The organism is Kribbella swartbergensis (genome assembly GCF_054784135.1).
Window position 1 is genome coordinate 325,530 of sequence record NZ_BAAGPM010000027.1, and the last position, 15,020, is coordinate 340,549.

Below are 15,020 nucleotides of genomic sequence, written 5' to 3' on the forward strand. Positions count from 1 at the left end.
GTCGCGGACGATTTCGTGGTCGGGCCGCAGGCTCAGGCAAGTTTGTAGGGGCCGACGACGAAGCCGGAGCGGACGGCGGCGGTGCGGTCGCCGAAGTGGGCCGACAGCAACGATTCGCAGCAGGCCTTGGACGGGCCGTAGAGGTCCATGCTGAAGTGGTTCTCGGATGCGCCCTCCGGCCAGGGCAGCAAGGGCGCGTCCTCCGTCATACCCCGCGTGATCCTGCTCGCGTCGACGGCGATCGACGACATGTACGTGTAGTGCCCGACGCGATCCCGGAGCAGCTCGGCACTTCGCCGTACGTCGTGGATCAGGAAACCGGACATGTCGATCACCCCGTCCCACTCCCCTGTCTCCAGCGCATCCGGCTGCGATCGGGAGCCGGTCAACCGGCGCACGGACGGGAACAGGGCCGGGTTGGTGACGCCGCGGTTGAACAGGGTGACGTCGTGGCCGTCGCGGAGAGCGGCCTCGACCACGTGGCGGCCGAGGTTCTTGGTGCCGCCGAGGACGAGCAGCTTCACGCCAACTGCTCCACGAGGCCCTCGAGCTCGGCCAGCAGCGGGTCGATCCAGTCCCGGGACTCCGGGATCGTGCGCAGACCTTCCGCGACGACGAAGTCCAGCGCGCGCAGGCAGAAGCACGCGCCGCCGGCCAGGAGCTGCCGGTCGACCAGGAAGGAGTCCGCGCCGGCCGCCTCGACGTAGTGGGCGACGATCGGTCCGCGGTCGTGGCCGAGGGCAACGGCATCGCGGACCAGGGTGTACAGGTCGCTCAGGTGCGGGGCGAGATAGGTCAGCGGCCAGTCGACCGCCGTCCATCGGGTCCCGTCGGAGACCAGGTTCTTCGGCACGAAGTCGCCGTGGACGACCGCGAGCGGCGCCTCCTGGTGCAGCAGGGTCAGCGCCTGGGTCAGCGGCGCCAGGTCGAACGAGATCCGGCCGATCCGCCCGGCCAGTTCCTTGGCGTGTTCGGGCGGGAATCCGCTCGGTCCGGGCACCGGCCGGCTGCGGATGTCGGCGAGCAGCTCGGCGGCGGCCAGGAAGCCCTCCGCCGACGGTTCCTGCTCCAGTGTGACCCGCCCCACGTCGGCGAGCACGAGCACGTTGCCGCCGTTGTGAATCAGCTTCGGCGCAGGCAACGCCAATGGAATCACGTACTTCTCGTAGACCTGAGCCTCGCCGGCCTGGGCGTCGGTGCCGCGTTTGGCGATCACGCTGTTGAGGCCGTACGACAGCCTCCACACCTCCGATGAACCCCACTGCCGCAGCAGCTCACCTTTGAGCGCCTCGACCGACGGAGCCCCCGTCGCCTGCAGAACTGGATCCGACACGCTCTCGAGCCAGACAGGAAGCATCCGAAAAGTAGACCATGCTCCGCCGCCGCTCGTCGCCGAATTAGGGTGTGGGGTATGACCCAGAACGCCACGCACGCCTGGGGCTTCGGCCTCGCCACCGTCACCGTCTCCGGGACCGTCCTCGACGTCTGGTACCCGGCGCCCGCGCTCGGCACCAAGCCGGAGGACGTCAAGGCGCCCGCCGAGCTGATCGCCGCCGAGGGCAACGACGAGTTGCGGCAGGTACGGCGTGAGGTCGTCTCGGCCGAGATCGCCCTGGACCAGGCCCCGGACGGCACCGCCGACGCGTACCTGCGGCTGCACCTGCTCTCGCACCGGCTGGTCCGCCCGCACGGCGTCAACCTGGACGGCATCTTCGCCGCCCTGCCGAACAACGCGTGGACGTCGCTCGGCCCGGTCCCGGTCGAGGAGGTCGAGCAGGTCCGGCTGCGGGCCCGCGCCGCCGGTAAGTACCTGACCGTGACGAGCGTCGACAAGTTCCCGCGGATGACGGACTACGTCGTACCGAGCGGCGTCCGGATCGCCGACGCCGACCGGGTCCGGCTCGGCGCACACCTGGCCGCCGGGACGACGGTCATGCACGAGGGATTCGTGAACTTCAACGCGGGCACCCTCGGTACGTCGATGGTCGAAGGACGGATCGTGGCCGGGGTCGTGGTCGACGACGGCAGTGACATCGGCGCCGGCGCGTCGATCATGGGCACGCTGTCCGGCGGCGGCAAGCAGGTCGTGTCGATCGGCAAGCGCTGCCTGCTCGGCGCGAACGGCGGCACCGGGATCTCGCTCGGCGACGACTGCGTGGTCGAGGCCGGTCTGTATGTGACCGCGGGGACCAAGGTCACCCTCCCGGACGGCACGGTGGTCAAGGCGCGCGAGTTGTCCGGTCAGCCGGGACTCCTGTACATCCGCAACTCGGTCACCGGCGCCGTCGAGGCCCGCCCCCGCAAGGGTGAGGGCATCACGCTCAACGAAGCCCTTCACGCCAACGCGTGACGCCTGGCAACCAACCGCGGGTCCTGCACGTCTACCGCTTCGTGACCCACAGACAGGAACCCGGACCCCGCCCCCGAACGTTGGGAGCGGTATGCCGATGAAACGGGGCGCCGTCATTGCCGTGGGCGCGTTGGGTGCGCTCGCGCTGGCAGTCGGCGCCGCGATCTCGTGGATCGGCGACACAGACCTGCCGGCGATCCTGCCACCGAAGGAGCAGTGCGAGGCCACCGTCAACGGCGCGACCGTCGTACTGGACCTGGAACAGGCCGAGTCCGCCGCGATCATCGCGGGTGTCGCCGTACGGCGCGGGCTGCCGGCGCGGGCGGCGACGATCGCGCTGGCGACGGCGTACCAGGAGTCCGGGCTGCGGAACCTGGCCCACGGGGACCGGGACTCGCTCGGTTTGTTCCAGCAGCGGCCGTCGCAGGGCTGGGGCACCCCGGCGCAGGTCCGCGATCCGCACTACGCGGCCGGGAAGTTCTACGACGCGCTGGTGAAGATCAGGAACTACCAGAGTCTCGCGGTGACGGTCGCGGCCGACCGGGTGCAGCGCAGCGCGTTCCCCAACGCGTACGCGGACCACGAGGCCGATGCGCGGATCCTCGCGTCGGCGCTGACCGGGCAGTCGAAGGCCGCGTTCAGCTGCACCGTGGACATCGAATCCGTGGACGCGCAGACGATGGGCAGGAACGGGCTGACGCCGCGAGCGGACGCCGTACGGCGGGATCTGCTGCAGACGTTCGGGAGGCTGTCGACCGGCGGGTACGCACCGGGCGGGATCCGGTCCGGGCACATGGAGGGCTCCGCGCACTACGAGGGCCGGGCGGTGGACATCTTCGTGCGTCCGGTCACGGCGGCGAACACGACCAGGGGCTGGGCGATGGCGCAGTACCTGGTGGCCCGGGCGGAGCTCCTGAACATCCGGACGATCATCTTCAGTGACAAGATCTGGACCTCCGGCCGCCGCTCGGACAGCGGATGGCGTGACTACACACCGCCGGCGCGGTCCGGGGACGCCGCCATCCTCCGCCACCTCGACCACGTCCACGTGGACGTCGTCGAGCAGTAGCTCTCCGCATCTGAAGGGTGTCTTAAGGTACGCACTCACTCTGGGTGCATGAACAACCTGGGGGCACAACACCGACCGAACATCGTGTTCAACCTGCTCGGTGCGTTGCTGATCGTCGCGGGGATCGCCGTGGCGCTCTACGGGCTGGCCGCGGCGGTCCAGCTCATGACCGGATCTGACCCGTTCGGCGGAGGCGGAGTCTCACGGCGGCTCTCGGACGCGGTGGCGGTGACGTTCTGGGGGGCGATCGTGCTCACGATCGGCCGGTACGTCTGGCGGGGAGCGCGCCGGCGGGGTGCGCGGGACCGCTTCGGCCGGCTGCTGGCCATCGTGGGATATCTGCTGCTCGGTGTCGGCCTCGACCGGGGGCTGGAGGCGGGTGTGAGGCTCGCGAGGACCGGGTCCCAGGCGGCTGCTCAGGCTGCCGTGGTGGACACCCTGGTCGCGATCGCCGTCTGGGCCGTTCCGGGGGTCGTGATCGCCTCGATTGGATTCAAGCTCTGCGACGAGAAGGCACTCCTCGAGGCCTCCGTCAAAGCCGAACTCTGACATGAGGCGGGCCACCCACGGCGCACCCGCCCCGCTCAGACGTCCACATACAGCCGCAGAGCGGCGATCTCCCAGCAGTTACTCCACGTGTTCCTGCGGGGGCAGGGCGGCGAGCAAACTCACCGCCTCTGCACCTTTCGAGAACTCACTCGTCGTGTTCCTGCGGAGGCAGGGCGGCGATCACCCCACCACCGCTGGTTTCAGGAGTTACTCGTCGTGTTCCTGCGGGGGCAGGGCGGCGATGAAGGGGTGGTCCTTGTCGATCTTGCCGAGCTTGGAGGCACCACCCGGGGAGCCGAGGTCGTTGAAGAAGTCGACGTTCGCGGTGTAGTAGTCCTTCCACTGCTCCGGGGTGTCGTCCTCGTAGTAGATCGCCTCGACCGGGCAGACCGGCTCGCATGCCCCGCAGTCGACACACTCGTCGGGGTGGATGTAGAGCATCCGGTTGCCCTCGTAGATGCAGTCGACGGGGCATTCCTCGACACAGGCGAGGTCCTTCAGGTCAACACACGGCTGCGCGATGACGTAGGTCACTGCTACTCCTCCTATGGCAGGCAAGCGCAGCGCTGGTCTTGGGGTGCTGCGATGCTGTGATGCGGTATCTAGTATCACGGTAATACTTCGCCCACTCTGCCAGGAGTCCGCATCGTGTCAGGCCTGAGCGCCCGTGATATCGGCCACCGTGTCGTCGTCAGGCACCGGATCCCCGGCGGGCTCACCGACGTGATCGGCGTACTGCAGTCCTGGAACCCGGAGGTCCTTGTCGTTCGCCACGCAGACAGCAGTCTGCACGAGATTCGTGTCAGCGATGTGACGGCCGCGAAAACGATCCCGGAGATGCCGCTGCGCCCTGTGGACGTGGAGCAGTTGTTCCTCACCACCGCACTCGGCCGGCCGGCGGTCGAGACGTCGTACGTCGGCCAGTGGTTGCTGCGGGCATCGTCCGGCTGGACCGGCCGGGCCAACTCGCTGCTGCCCGCGGGCGACCCCGGGATGCCCGTGCCCGAGGCCCTCAAGCAGGCCGAGGAGTTCTACGACGAGCGCGGACTGCCCGCGCTGGCCCTGATCCGCGTCGGCAGCCGCGAGGAGGCCGAGTTCCGGGCCTGTGGGTGGATCGACGCCCGCCCCGGCCAGTCCGACGTCCTGGTCATGCACACCACCCTCGACCACGTGAACGCTCTCCCCGCGTGCGACGTACTGATCGCGGACCACCCCGATGAGGCCTGGTACGCGGCCGCTTTCGACGGGCCGGTGCCCGAGCCCGCCCCGGCCGTGATGGAGGGCGCGCCGAAGGCCGTGTTCGCGTCGATCTCGCTGGATGGCAGGGTGGTCGCAGTGGGGCGCGGTTCCATGACCGGCCACTGGCTCGGTGTGGACGCCATCCGCGTCGACTCGTCGTACCGGCGTCGAGGCCTCGGCACGGCTCTCCTGCAGGGTCTGGCGCGCTGGGCAGGCCCGCTCGGGGGGCGTCGTACGTACCTCGAGGTCCTGGAGGAGAACACGCCCGCCGTCACCGCCTACAGCAACCTCGGCTACGCGCCGGCCTACCGGTACCGCTACCTGACCCGGCCCTAGCGTTGGGATGGCCGCTAACCTCGGGTGGCATGGCGGATCACGTAGTGGAGCGGCCCGAGTACGCAGGGGACTACGAGGGGACGGTGCACGTCGAGTACACGCCGCACCCGGACGACGGGGTGGCGGATCCGGGCGAGATCGTGTGGACCTGGGTGCCGTTCGAGGAGGACTACCGCCGGGGGAAGGACCGGCCGGTGCTCGTGGTCGGATCGGACGGACCGTGGCTGCTGGCGTTGATCCTGACCAGCAAGGACCACGACCGCGACGCCGCCGACGAGGCCCGCTGGGGCCGGGTCTGGCTGGACATCGGCAGCGGCGCCTGGGACCGCGACGGCCGTCGGAGCGAGGTCCGGCTCGACCGGGTACTGCGGATCGACCCGGCCCAGGTCCGACGTGAGGGCGCAGTGATCGGCGAGGACCTGTTCAACCAGGTCGCCGCCGAACTCCACAAACTCCAGCCCTGATCCCCGCGATCCCCTCGAGCGGTTGGGCCTGTGGGGTCAGTTCGGAGGGCGGGTGCTGGCGTTCGTGCTGGGCTTGCCGGTGCTGGACGGGGTGGTGGTAGCCGGCGGCGGGGTGGTGCCCGGCTTGGGGCCGCAGCGGATGTCGTCGGCCGCGTTGTACTTGGTCACGAACGACTCGGTCTTGACCCGGACGCCGTTCTTCGCGAAGTACCGGTAGACGGTGATGTCGAAGCCGGGCGTCGGCGCCTGCGGGCGGCAGTTCGGCTCGGTGCTGTAGACCACCTTCGGGGCGCGCGGGTTGGTCTTCGCCGACTGGCCGGCGGTGATGTCCCAGACCTTGGTGCCCCAGATCTTCACCGTGATGCTGCCCTGGCGGCCCGGCGTCGACGCCTTGAAGATCGTCTGCACCAGGATCCCGTGCCCGGAGTCGTTCAGGAACTTCATGTCCACCGACGGCCAGGCCACGGTCGCCTCCCGGCCGACCGGGTAGCGGCTGATGTAGACGCTGTGCGCCTTGTGCTCGACGTCCTTCAGCCCGGCGAAGAACGCCGCGTTGAAGGTGGTGGTGGCCGACTGCGACACCCCGCCGCCGAGGTCCAGGACGAACTTGCCGCCGCTGATGATGTTGCCCTCGGTGAACCCGTTCTCCTTGGTCCGCTCACCGACGATCTTGTTCAGGCTGAACATCTCGTTCGGCTTCAGCAGCGTGCCGTTGATCTTGCGGGCCGCGGTGCCGATGTTGACGTTGCGGTACGGCGCGTGCGGGAACTGGGTGGTGAACTGCCCCATCACTTCCTTGATCCCGAGCGCCTGTGCCGCCTCGGTGGTCAGCTTGGCCTTGGTCCGGGTCAGCGGGACCGCGACCCGCCGCTCACCGACCGGCTTGGGCAGCACCGACAGGATCGCCGGACCGACCTTCGCCCGGTCCACCACCATGCCGTCGACGGCCGGGATCACCCTCGGGCCGTTGCCGACGATCTGCACGGTGGCGTCCTTCGGCAGCGTCTCCAGCGCCTTGAACCGCTCCTGGAACAACGGCTCGAGCAGCTTCGTGTTCAGCGTCGGGGTGAAGTCGCCGTCCTTGGCGGTCAGCGTCAGCGCCGGTCCGTACTCCGCCGGCGAGAGCTCCACCGCCTTCTCCCCGACGGTCAGCCGGATCGGGCCGGACATCGCCGGTTCGGCGAACGTCGTCATCGCCTGCTCGATCGCCTCCGTGCCGGCCTTCGGCTTGGTCACGCTGACGGCGAGCTCGTCCGGGGTGCCGTCGGCCGGGTACGCGGCGAGCAGGGTGGCGGTCGCCTTCGCGTTGTCCAACTGGACTCCGTCCGCGGGGGCGTGCTGGACCGGCTTGGCGTCCTTGAAGGTGATCGTGCCCTCGGTGGCCGGCCGGTTGACCTGCTTCCCGAGCTTGGTGACTGCCGCCTGCAGTTTTGCGTCGTCCTTGGTGATCACCGGCTCGACCGGGTCACCACCGGTGAGGGCCTGCCAGATGCGTCCCGGGGCCAGGCTCCGGCCGCCGCCCGCAGCCTCTATGGTGGCGTCCACGTCGACGCTGAGCCCGGCCTCGACCGGGTCCACCTTGTACGTCGACTCGCCCGCCTTGAGCGCGATCGGCTGGGCCAGCCGGTCCTTCAGGCCGGCCTCGAGCTTCGCCTTGGCGTCCTTCTCGGACAGTCCGCCGACCGGGATGCCGAGCACCGTGGTGTCACCGGGGATCTTGTCGCCGGCGAACGCGAACGCCGCCCCGTACCCCACCACGAGCACACCGAGCCCCGCGGCGGCGATGATCCCCGCGAGCTGCTTTCTCCCCACCGGACAGAGTCCTCCTGCTCGAGCCGTGTACAGGCTGTGCCCGCGCGGGGCACAAGGGCACATCTTACGGGAAGAGGAAGGCCGTCCCGACCTTTGGGCCAGGCCCGCGCTGCCCGTCCGGCGTCAACTCTCCGGTAGCTGTCCGTAACCGCCGGCGTAGTAGATCAACGCTCCGTGATCGCTTTGTTCGCGGACACCGAGGCTCAGGATCTCCCCGACCACGATCGTGTGATCGCCCCCGTCGTACGTCGCCCAGGTCCGGCACTCCAGCCACGAAAGGGCTCCCTCGATCACCGGGCAGCCCGTCTTCGGTCCGGCCGTCGTACCGACGCCGTCGAACTGGGTGTACAGGTCCCGCCCCGACCGGGCGAACCGGTCCGCGATCGGCTCCTGGTCCCCGGCCAGCACGGACACCGCCCAGTAGCCGCAGTCCAGTACGGCGGCGTGCATCCGGACACCCTTGTCGACGCAGACCAGCACCAGCGGCGGGTCGAGTGAGACCGACGTGAACGCGTTGGCGGTCATCGCGTGGGCGACCCCGTCCTGGAGCGTGCTCATGATGGTGATCCCGGACGCGAAACGCCCCAGCGCCGCACGGAACTCCGCGGGCGTCACACTCCCACTGGGCTCCGAGGACGACACCCCAGCAGACTATGCCCGGGCGTAGGTTGATGCCTCAACTGAGGGTGTGGGACCGGTCACGTGGGCGATCGGTCAGAGTCCCGCGAACAGATCGCGCTCCAGGCCGTCCGGCCCCGGCGCGGCCGTCCCCTTGACCAACCGGTACGCCTCCGAGCCCCAGATCTCGTTGCCGTTGTTGTTCGACAGCGCGAAGAACGGGCCGTCGACGGTGATCTGGGTGGCGTGCGCCTTCATCGCGTTCATCTTCTGATCGATGTACTGCCCGGCCTCGATCACGCAGTCGATGAACCGGTCCGGCGTGACGAACGGCCCGAGCGGACCGTCCGGATCCATGCCCTCGAACGTCGTGGTGTCACCGGACTCGCGCAGCCGCCGCAGGCTGTCGCGCAGACTCGACTCGGCCATCGCGTTCCAGTAGATCTTCGGGATGTCCCACGCCGCGCCGAGATCCTCCCGGTACGACGGGATGCCGGCCAGCGCGGCCGCGTACGTCGCGACCCGGTGGGCCTGGATGTGATCGGGGTGGCCGTAGTTGCCGTACTGGTCGTACGTCACCAGCACCTGGGGGCGGACCTCACGGATCACCGGGACCAGGTCGTTCGCCGCCTCGAGCAGGTCGGCCTGCCAGAAGCTGTCCTTCCGGGTCTCCGGCGGGACGTCGGCGTTGCCTTCCTCGTTGTAGATCATCCCGGTGTCGCGGTACTTGCCGGGCGCCCCGAGGAAGCGGTAGTCGGTGACCCCGAGCTCGGCCATCGCGGCGGCGAGCTCGCCGATCCGGTGCTCGCCGAGCTGGTCGGTCTGGTCGGCGGCCAGGTGGGCGAGCTCTGGGACGAGCACCTCACCCTCCTCACCGAGCGTGCAGGTGATCAGCGTGACACCCGCGCCCTCGGCGACGTAGCGGGCCATCGTCACACCGTTGTTGATCGTCTCGTCGTCCGGGTGGGCGTGCACCAGCAACAGCCGGCGATCAGGAAGCTCACTCATGCCGAAAGCCTACGTCGGCCTTCGGACAGAAAACCGGCGTCGTGGTCAGCCGAAGCGGCGGACGAGCAGACAGCCGGCCTGGAAGCGGGACTTGGCGCCGAGGCCGGCGACCAGCGCGCTGATCTCGGCCCGGACGGTGCGCACCGAGAGCCCCAGCTCGCGGGCGATGGCGGCGTCCTTGGCCCCGGTGGACATCATCCGGCCGATCGCCACCTGCCGACTGGTCAGCTCCTTCACCGCGGCCGGCGTACGGCGGCGCGCACCCAGCTCGTAGACATCACAGACGATCTCCGGGGCGACGTCGTCCCTGCGCACCGCGAGGGCGACCTGGTAGATCGACATTCCTTGTTCCTCCCCACTAGCTCAGGGAGCGATTCTGGCGTCCGGTCTGGACCGGACGCCAGGTACAACCCATACAGTTCGCCCATACAGTTGATCGGGAGTGTGACTTCCGCCACTCACAGGTGCCGGAACAGCTCCCGGACGAACGGCCGGTCCGGCACCAACCACTCCGACGCGTCCAGCTCGTCCCGGCCGAACCACCGCAGCTCGGCGTGCTCCCGCAGTACCGGTTCCCCGGCCACGATCGAGGCCAGGTAGACGTGCAGTCGATAGTGCTCGGAGATGACGACCGGCGGGCCGAGCGAGGTCCCGACCTTGATCTCCAGGTCGAGCTCCTCGCGGATCTCGCGCACCGCCGCCTGCTCCTCGGTCTCCCCCGGCTCGACCTTGCCGCCGGGGAACTCCCATCCGCCGTCCGGCCCGGCCCGGTACGCCGCCAGCACCAGACCGTCCCGTACGGCGGCCACTCCCACGACTGTCTGCACGACCGCGACTCTTCCATATCTGCAAAGCAAAACTGTCGATGCCCTCCGGCAGGATGATCCGCATGCCGTTGCAGAACAGGGTTCTGCCCACTCAGGAGATCGTGGCCGACCCGGGCCGCGGCCTGCTGATGGGCAACCGCGGCCGGCTGCACGGCCCCGACCGCCGGCTGGGCGCCACCCGCTGGCGGTCGAAGGCGTGGATCTGCTGCGTCCTTGACTGGAAGGGAGTTCGGCGCGATCCGATGCCGCCGGGACGCTGGACCGCACTGTTCTTCTTCGACGAAGCGGTCGCCCTCGCGGCCGGCCACCGCCCCTGCCACTACTGCCGCCGCAGGGACTTCCTGCTGTACGCAGGCGCCTGGGCCGCCGGCCGCGGCGTGGACGAACGACCGCGCGCCGCGGCGATGGACGCCCAGCTCCACCACGAGCGCGTCGAGCCGAGAACCAGGCAGCAACGCACCACGATCCAGCAACTGGACGATCTTCCTGACGGAGCGATGATCCGGTACGACGGCCGCCCGGCCCTCGTCCTCGGCCATCACGTGCTGCCCTGGTCGTGGGAGGGGTACGGCGATCCGGTCCGGCCACCCGGGCTGCACGAGGTCGCCGTACTCACGCCACCGGCGAATCTCGTTGTACTGAAGGCCGGATTCACTCCTTTACTGCACCCGACCGCGCTCGGCAACTGAGGCAAGCCTTACTAGAAACACGCCGTACCGAAGGGTCTTCCGTTGCGCGCCTGGCGGGGGCAAAGTGTGCCCATACTGACAGCAACAAAACAATCACTGGAGTCGGCATGGGTGAAGGCAACAGCGGCGTTGCCGCAGTCGTCCGCGCGCTCGAGACGCTGCATGCAGCCGTCGGGAAACTCAGCCAGGAGTACGGTGACACCCTCGGCATCCGCCGGTTGGTGTCGGACGTGGCCAGGCTGAACGACGATCTGGCCGAGCTCGGCCCTCCCGACCCCCGTCACAGACCCGGACCTGTTCCGGAGGAACTCGAGGAGATTCCCGACGTGGAGTATGACGCGTCCATGTGGACAGACGCGGAGCACGAAGGCTTCGGCGCGCCCGACAGGCACGCCCCCTGATGGCTCTCGGAGTTGGCGCGCCCGGACGCGCGCAAGTCGGCGAAAAGACGTTGAGAACCGACCGCTGGTGGCTGGCACCGCTGCGGATCGGGGTGATCCTGGCCTTCTTCATCGTCTACGCGACGGTCCGGATCTTCATGAACAAGTGGTACTGGGTCGATCAGTACGAGTACCTCACCCCGCTGTACTCCCCCTGCATCAGCGAGTCCTGTGTCCCCGGCTCCAGCCACCTGGGCACCTGGTTCCCCAAGTTCCCGGTGTTCCTGCCGCTGAGCATCATCACCTTCGCGGTGCTGGCCGGGTTCCGCGGCACCTGTTACTACTACCGCAAGGCCGGCTACCGCTCGCTGTTCTTCGCGCCGGCCGCGTGCGCGGTCCCGGAGCCGCACAAGAACTACACCGGTGAGCGGAAGTTCCCCCTGGTGGCACTGAACCTGCACCGCTACTTCTTCTACGGCGCGCTGGTCTTCGGTGTGCTCAACGTGTACGACGGCATCCTCGCCTTCCACGGCAAGGACGGCGGCTTCGGCATCGGCCTGGGCACCGTGATCATGTGGGTCAACCTGGTGATGCTCTGGCTGTACACGTTGTCGTGCCACGCCTGCCGGCACATCGTCGGCGGCCGGCTGAAGAACTTCTCCAAGCACCCGCTGCGCTACCGGTACTGGACCTTCGTGTCCAAGCTGAACCCCAAGCACGGCACGTTCGCGATGACGTCGCTGTTCACCGTGATCCTGACCGACGCCTACATCATGGCGCTCTCGGCCGGCTGGTTCTCCGACCTGCGCTTCTTCAACTGACACAGGACTCTTCTTAGACATGACTGAGCTCGAACGACACACCTACGACGTCGTCGTGATCGGGGCCGGCGGGGCCGGCCTGCGCGCGGCGATCGAGGCCCGCGAACAGGGCAAGCGCACGGCGATCGTGTGCAAGTCGCTGTTCGGCAAGGCCCACACCGTGATGGCCGAGGGCGGCTGCGCGGCCGCGATGGGCAACGCGAACTCGAACGACAACTGGCAGGTCCACTTCCGCGACACGATGCGCGGCGGCAAGTTCCTGAACAACTGGCGGATGGCCGAGCTGCACGCGCAGGAGGCGCCGGACCGGGTCTGGGAGCTGGAGACGTACGGCGCGCTGTTCGACCGGACCGAGGACGGCCGGATCAGCCAGCGCAACTTCGGCGGTCACACCTACCCGCGGCTCGCGCACGTCGGCGACCGGACCGGGCTGGAGCTGATCCGCACCCTGCAGCAGAAGATCGTCTCGCTGCAGCAGGAGGACTTCCGCGAGACCGGTGACTACGAGGCGAACCTCAAGGTGTTCGCGGAGTGCACGGTCACCGAGTTGCTGAAGGACGGGGACGCGATCTCCGGCGCCTTCGGGTACTGGCGCGAGTCCGGCCGGTTCATCCTGTTCGACGCGCCGGCCGTCGTACTCGCCACCGGCGGGGTGGGCAAGTCCTTCAAGGTCACCTCGAACTCCTGGGAGTACACCGGTGACGGGCACGCGCTGGCGATGCGGGCCGGCGCGACGCTGATCAACATGGAGTTCATCCAGTTCCACCCGACCGGCATGGTCTGGCCGCCGTCGGTGAAGGGCATCCTGGTCACCGAGTCGGTGCGCGGTGACGGCGGCGTCCTGAAGAACTCCGAGGGCAAGCGGTTCATGTTCGAGTACGTGCCGGACGTGTTCCGGGCGCAGTACGCGGAGACCGAGGAGGAGGCGGACCGCTGGTACAAGGACCCGGACAACAACCGGCGGCCACCGGAGCTGCTGCCGCGGGACGAGGTGGCCCGGGCGATCAACTCCGAGGTGAAGGCCGGCCGGGGTACGCCGCACGGCGGTGTCTTCCTGGACGTGTCGTCCCGGCTCCCGGCCGAGGAGATCACCCGGCGGCTGCCGTCGATGCACCACCAGTTCAAGGAACTGGCCGACGTCGACATCACCGCCGAGCCGATGGAGGTCGGCCCGACCTGTCACTACGTGATGGGCGGCGTCGAGGTCGACCCGGACACCGCGCAGTCCGTCGTACCGGGCCTGTTCGCGGCCGGTGAGGTCGCCGGCGGGATGCACGGGTCGAACCGGCTGGGCGGCAACTCGCTGTCCGACCTGCTGGTGTTCGGCCGGCGCGCCGGCATGGGTGCCGCGATGTACGTCGACTCGCTCGAGGGCCGGCCGAAGATCGACGAGGCCGACATCGACGCCGCCGCGGCCGAGGCGCTGGCGCCGTTCGAGCTCGAGGGCGGTGAGAACCCGTACTCCATCCACCAGGAACTGCAGCAGTCGATGAACGACCTGGTCGGCATCATCCGCAAGGAAGAGGAGATGGAGCAGGCGCTGGTCAAGCTCGCCGAGTTCCGCGGCCGGATCGCGAAGATGACGGTGGAGGGTCACCGGCAGTTCAACCCCGGCTGGCACCTCGCGCTCGACCTGCGGAACATGCTGACCGTGTCGGAGTGTGTGGCGAAGGCGGCGCTGCGGCGGCAGGAGTCGCGCGGCGGTCACACCCGCGACGACTACCCGGCGATGTCGGCCGAGTGGCGGCGCAGGCTGCTGGTCTGCGCCCTCGACGCGGACGGCGGCGTGACGGTGACCGAGAAGGAGCAGACCCCGATGCGGGACGACCTGCTCGAGCTGTTCGAACTCGACGAGCTGAAGAAGTACCTGACAGATGAGGAGCTGCCGGTTTCATGACCTACAAGGGCAAATTCCGCGTCTGGCGGGGCGACTCCGAGGGCGGTGAGCTCAAGGACTACGAGGTCGAGGTGAACGAGGGCGAGGTCGTGCTCGACGTCATCCACCGGCTGCAGGCGACGCAGGCGCCGGATCTCGCGGTCCGGTGGAACTGCAAGGCCGGCAAGTGCGGCTCGTGCAGCGCCGAGATCAACGGCATGCCGAAGCTGATGTGCATGTGCCGGATGAACACGTTCGCCGAGGACGAGGTCGTCACGGTGACGCCGATGCGCACGTTCCCGGTGATGCGGGATCTGGTCACCGACGTCTCGTACAACTACACGAAGGCGCGTGAGGTGCCGGCGTTCAGCCCGCCGGCGGACCTGAAGCCGGGCGAGTACCGGATGAAGCAGGTCGATGTCGAGCGCTCGCAGGAGTTCCGCAAGTGCATCGAGTGCTTCCTGTGCCAGAACACCTGCCACGTGATCCGGGACCACGAGGAGAACAAGGAGAACTTCTCCGGTCCCCGGTTCCTGATGCGGATCGCCGAGCTCGACATGCACCCGCTCGACGCCGCCGACCGGCAGCACGAGGCCCAGGAGCAGCACGGCCTGGGGTACTGCAACATCACCAAGTGCTGCACCGAGGTGTGCCCGGAGCACATCAAGATCACCGACAACGCACTCATCCCGATGAAGGAACGCGTCGTCGACCGCAAGTACGACCCCCTGGTCTGGCTGGGCAACAAAATCCGCCGCCGCCCGTCCTGATCCGGGCCAACGGGCCCCTGTCGCACCCCACCGCGGCAGGGGCCCGCTCCATGTGAGGGGTCAACCCCTCAGCTTATGGGTTGGCACCCTGCATGCACCGGCCAAACCCACCACCTGAGGGGCCGACCCCTGAGGCGGGCGTCCCCAAGGGTGGGGGTGGGTTCACCCGTGCGGGTGAGCCGGATGGGGGTGGGCGGCATCTAGGGTTCCGC

18 protein-coding genes are annotated in these 15,020 nt (G+C 68.7%); 10 read left to right on the forward strand and 8 right to left on the reverse strand.

What is annotated here, in order from left to right:
* Positions 1 to 32: 32 nt before the first annotated feature.
* Both ACYVOK_RS27675 and ACYVOK_RS27680 read right to left on the reverse strand, forming a co-directional pair.
* Complete coding sequence (locus ACYVOK_RS27675) at positions 33 to 524, reverse strand: Rossmann-fold NAD(P)-binding domain-containing protein (protein WP_460665475.1); 492 nt, start codon at positions 522 to 524, stop codon at positions 33 to 35.
* On the reverse strand, positions 521 to 1,357 hold the full coding sequence (locus ACYVOK_RS27680) for a phosphotransferase (protein WP_460665476.1): 837 nt from the start codon (positions 1,355 to 1,357) through the stop codon (positions 521 to 523). The genes ACYVOK_RS27675 and ACYVOK_RS27680 overlap by 4 nt, the downstream gene beginning before the upstream one ends.
* A gap of 54 nt (positions 1,358 to 1,411) precedes the next feature.
* Between ACYVOK_RS27680 and dapD the strand changes: the two genes are divergently transcribed.
* The 3 genes from dapD (at position 1,412) to ACYVOK_RS27695 (ending at position 3,968) form a co-directional block, all read left to right on the forward strand.
* Positions 1,412 to 2,350 carry a 2,3,4,5-tetrahydropyridine-2,6-dicarboxylate N-succinyltransferase gene (gene dapD / locus ACYVOK_RS27685; protein ID WP_460665477.1) on the forward strand — a complete coding sequence of 313 codons (939 nt, stop codon included), beginning with the start codon at positions 1,412 to 1,414 and terminating at the stop codon, positions 2,348 to 2,350.
* A gap of 91 nt (positions 2,351 to 2,441) precedes the next feature.
* Positions 2,442 to 3,419, forward strand: coding sequence for a hypothetical protein (locus ACYVOK_RS27690; protein WP_460665478.1), 978 nt, complete (start codon positions 2,442 to 2,444; stop codon positions 3,417 to 3,419).
* Positions 3,420 to 3,467: 48 nt separating this feature from the next.
* The gene (locus ACYVOK_RS27695) at positions 3,468 to 3,968 is read left to right on the forward strand and encodes a hypothetical protein (protein WP_460665479.1); all 501 of its coding nucleotides are present in this window, start codon (positions 3,468 to 3,470) and stop codon (positions 3,966 to 3,968) included.
* 207 nt (positions 3,969 to 4,175) lie between these two features.
* Here ACYVOK_RS27695 and fdxA read toward each other — a convergent pair whose 3' ends face one another.
* Positions 4,176 to 4,502 carry a ferredoxin gene (gene fdxA / locus ACYVOK_RS27700; protein WP_012923087.1) on the reverse strand — a complete coding sequence of 109 codons (327 nt, stop codon included), beginning with the start codon at positions 4,500 to 4,502 and terminating at the stop codon, positions 4,176 to 4,178.
* Positions 4,503 to 4,616: 114 nt separating this feature from the next.
* Between fdxA and ACYVOK_RS27705 the strand changes: the two genes are divergently transcribed.
* Positions 4,617 to 5,543 carry a GNAT family N-acetyltransferase gene (locus ACYVOK_RS27705; RefSeq protein WP_460665480.1) on the forward strand — a complete coding sequence of 309 codons (927 nt, stop codon included), beginning with the start codon at positions 4,617 to 4,619 and terminating at the stop codon, positions 5,541 to 5,543.
* 29 nt (positions 5,544 to 5,572) lie between these two features.
* Complete coding sequence (locus ACYVOK_RS27710; protein ID WP_460665481.1) at positions 5,573 to 6,007, forward strand: type II toxin-antitoxin system PemK/MazF family toxin; 435 nt, start codon at positions 5,573 to 5,575, stop codon at positions 6,005 to 6,007.
* Positions 6,008 to 6,043: 36 nt separating this feature from the next.
* Here the strand turns inward: ACYVOK_RS27710 and ACYVOK_RS27715 are convergent, their stop codons facing one another.
* From ACYVOK_RS27715 to ACYVOK_RS27735, 5 genes are all read right to left on the reverse strand, one after another.
* Positions 6,044 to 7,819, reverse strand: coding sequence for a VanW family protein (locus ACYVOK_RS27715; protein WP_460665482.1), 1,776 nt, complete (start codon positions 7,817 to 7,819; stop codon positions 6,044 to 6,046).
* A gap of 123 nt (positions 7,820 to 7,942) precedes the next feature.
* Positions 7,943 to 8,461, reverse strand: a complete 519-nt coding sequence (locus ACYVOK_RS27720; RefSeq protein WP_460665483.1) for a flavin reductase family protein — start codon at positions 8,459 to 8,461, stop codon at positions 7,943 to 7,945.
* A gap of 72 nt (positions 8,462 to 8,533) precedes the next feature.
* Entirely contained in the window at positions 8,534 to 9,445 is a 912-nt protein-coding gene (mshB, locus tag ACYVOK_RS27725) for an N-acetyl-1-D-myo-inositol-2-amino-2-deoxy-alpha-D-glucopyranoside deacetylase (RefSeq protein WP_460665484.1), read from the reverse strand.
* 45 nt (positions 9,446 to 9,490) lie between these two features.
* On the reverse strand, positions 9,491 to 9,787 hold the full coding sequence (locus tag ACYVOK_RS27730) for a LuxR C-terminal-related transcriptional regulator (protein ID WP_460665485.1): 297 nt from the start codon (positions 9,785 to 9,787) through the stop codon (positions 9,491 to 9,493).
* Between the two features lie 116 nt (positions 9,788 to 9,903).
* Positions 9,904 to 10,272: a (deoxy)nucleoside triphosphate pyrophosphohydrolase gene (locus tag ACYVOK_RS27735; RefSeq protein ID WP_460665486.1), complete on the reverse strand. Its 369-nt coding sequence runs from the start codon at positions 10,270 to 10,272 to the stop codon at positions 9,904 to 9,906.
* 62 nt (positions 10,273 to 10,334) lie between these two features.
* Between ACYVOK_RS27735 and ACYVOK_RS27740 the strand changes: the two genes are divergently transcribed.
* From ACYVOK_RS27740 to ACYVOK_RS27760, 5 genes are all read left to right on the forward strand, one after another.
* Positions 10,335 to 10,961, forward strand: a complete 627-nt coding sequence (locus ACYVOK_RS27740) for a hypothetical protein (RefSeq protein ID WP_460665487.1) — start codon at positions 10,335 to 10,337, stop codon at positions 10,959 to 10,961.
* A 107-nt stretch (positions 10,962 to 11,068) separates the two neighbouring features.
* On the forward strand, positions 11,069 to 11,362 hold the full coding sequence (locus ACYVOK_RS27745; RefSeq protein WP_460665488.1) for a hypothetical protein: 294 nt from the start codon (positions 11,069 to 11,071) through the stop codon (positions 11,360 to 11,362).
* Positions 11,363 to 11,412: 50 nt separating this feature from the next.
* On the forward strand, positions 11,413 to 12,162 hold the full coding sequence (locus ACYVOK_RS27750) for a hypothetical protein (protein ID WP_460665489.1): 750 nt from the start codon (positions 11,413 to 11,415) through the stop codon (positions 12,160 to 12,162).
* Between the two features lie 19 nt (positions 12,163 to 12,181).
* Positions 12,182 to 14,059, forward strand: a complete 1,878-nt coding sequence (locus tag ACYVOK_RS27755) for a fumarate reductase/succinate dehydrogenase flavoprotein subunit (RefSeq protein WP_460665490.1) — start codon at positions 12,182 to 12,184, stop codon at positions 14,057 to 14,059.
* Positions 14,056 to 14,808 carry a succinate dehydrogenase/fumarate reductase iron-sulfur subunit gene (locus tag ACYVOK_RS27760; RefSeq protein WP_460665491.1) on the forward strand — a complete coding sequence of 251 codons (753 nt, stop codon included), beginning with the start codon at positions 14,056 to 14,058 and terminating at the stop codon, positions 14,806 to 14,808. Before ACYVOK_RS27755 ends, ACYVOK_RS27760 begins: the two co-directional genes overlap by 4 nt.
* The last annotated feature ends 212 nt before the right edge of the window (positions 14,809 to 15,020 follow it).

What these genes read in the sequence shown, in the direction of transcription:
- ACYVOK_RS27690 (WP_460665478.1), top strand. Translation starts at nt 2,442, where the DNA reads ATGCCGATGAAACGGGGCGCCGTCATTGCCGTGGGCGCGTTGGGTGCG.
- ACYVOK_RS27755 (WP_460665490.1), top strand. Translation starts at nt 12,182, where the DNA reads ATGACTGAGCTCGAACGACACACCTACGACGTCGTCGTGATCGGGGCC.
- ACYVOK_RS27710 (WP_460665481.1), top strand. Translation starts at nt 5,573, where the DNA reads ATGGCGGATCACGTAGTGGAGCGGCCCGAGTACGCAGGGGACTACGAG.
- dapD (WP_460665477.1), top strand. Translation starts at nt 1,412, where the DNA reads ATGACCCAGAACGCCACGCACGCCTGGGGCTTCGGCCTCGCCACCGTC.
- ACYVOK_RS27730 (WP_460665485.1), bottom strand. Translation starts at nt 9,787, where the DNA reads ATGTCGATCTACCAGGTCGCCCTCGCGGTGCGCAGGGACGACGTCGCC.
- ACYVOK_RS27745 (WP_460665488.1), top strand. Translation starts at nt 11,069, where the DNA reads ATGGGTGAAGGCAACAGCGGCGTTGCCGCAGTCGTCCGCGCGCTCGAG.
- ACYVOK_RS27740 (WP_460665487.1), top strand. Translation starts at nt 10,335, where the DNA reads ATGCCGTTGCAGAACAGGGTTCTGCCCACTCAGGAGATCGTGGCCGAC.
- ACYVOK_RS27695 (WP_460665479.1), top strand. Translation starts at nt 3,468, where the DNA reads ATGAACAACCTGGGGGCACAACACCGACCGAACATCGTGTTCAACCTG.
- mshB (WP_460665484.1), bottom strand. Translation starts at nt 9,445, where the DNA reads ATGAGTGAGCTTCCTGATCGCCGGCTGTTGCTGGTGCACGCCCACCCG.
- ACYVOK_RS27760 (WP_460665491.1), top strand. Translation starts at nt 14,056, where the DNA reads ATGACCTACAAGGGCAAATTCCGCGTCTGGCGGGGCGACTCCGAGGGC.
- ACYVOK_RS27680 (WP_460665476.1), bottom strand. Translation starts at nt 1,357, where the DNA reads ATGCTTCCTGTCTGGCTCGAGAGCGTGTCGGATCCAGTTCTGCAGGCG.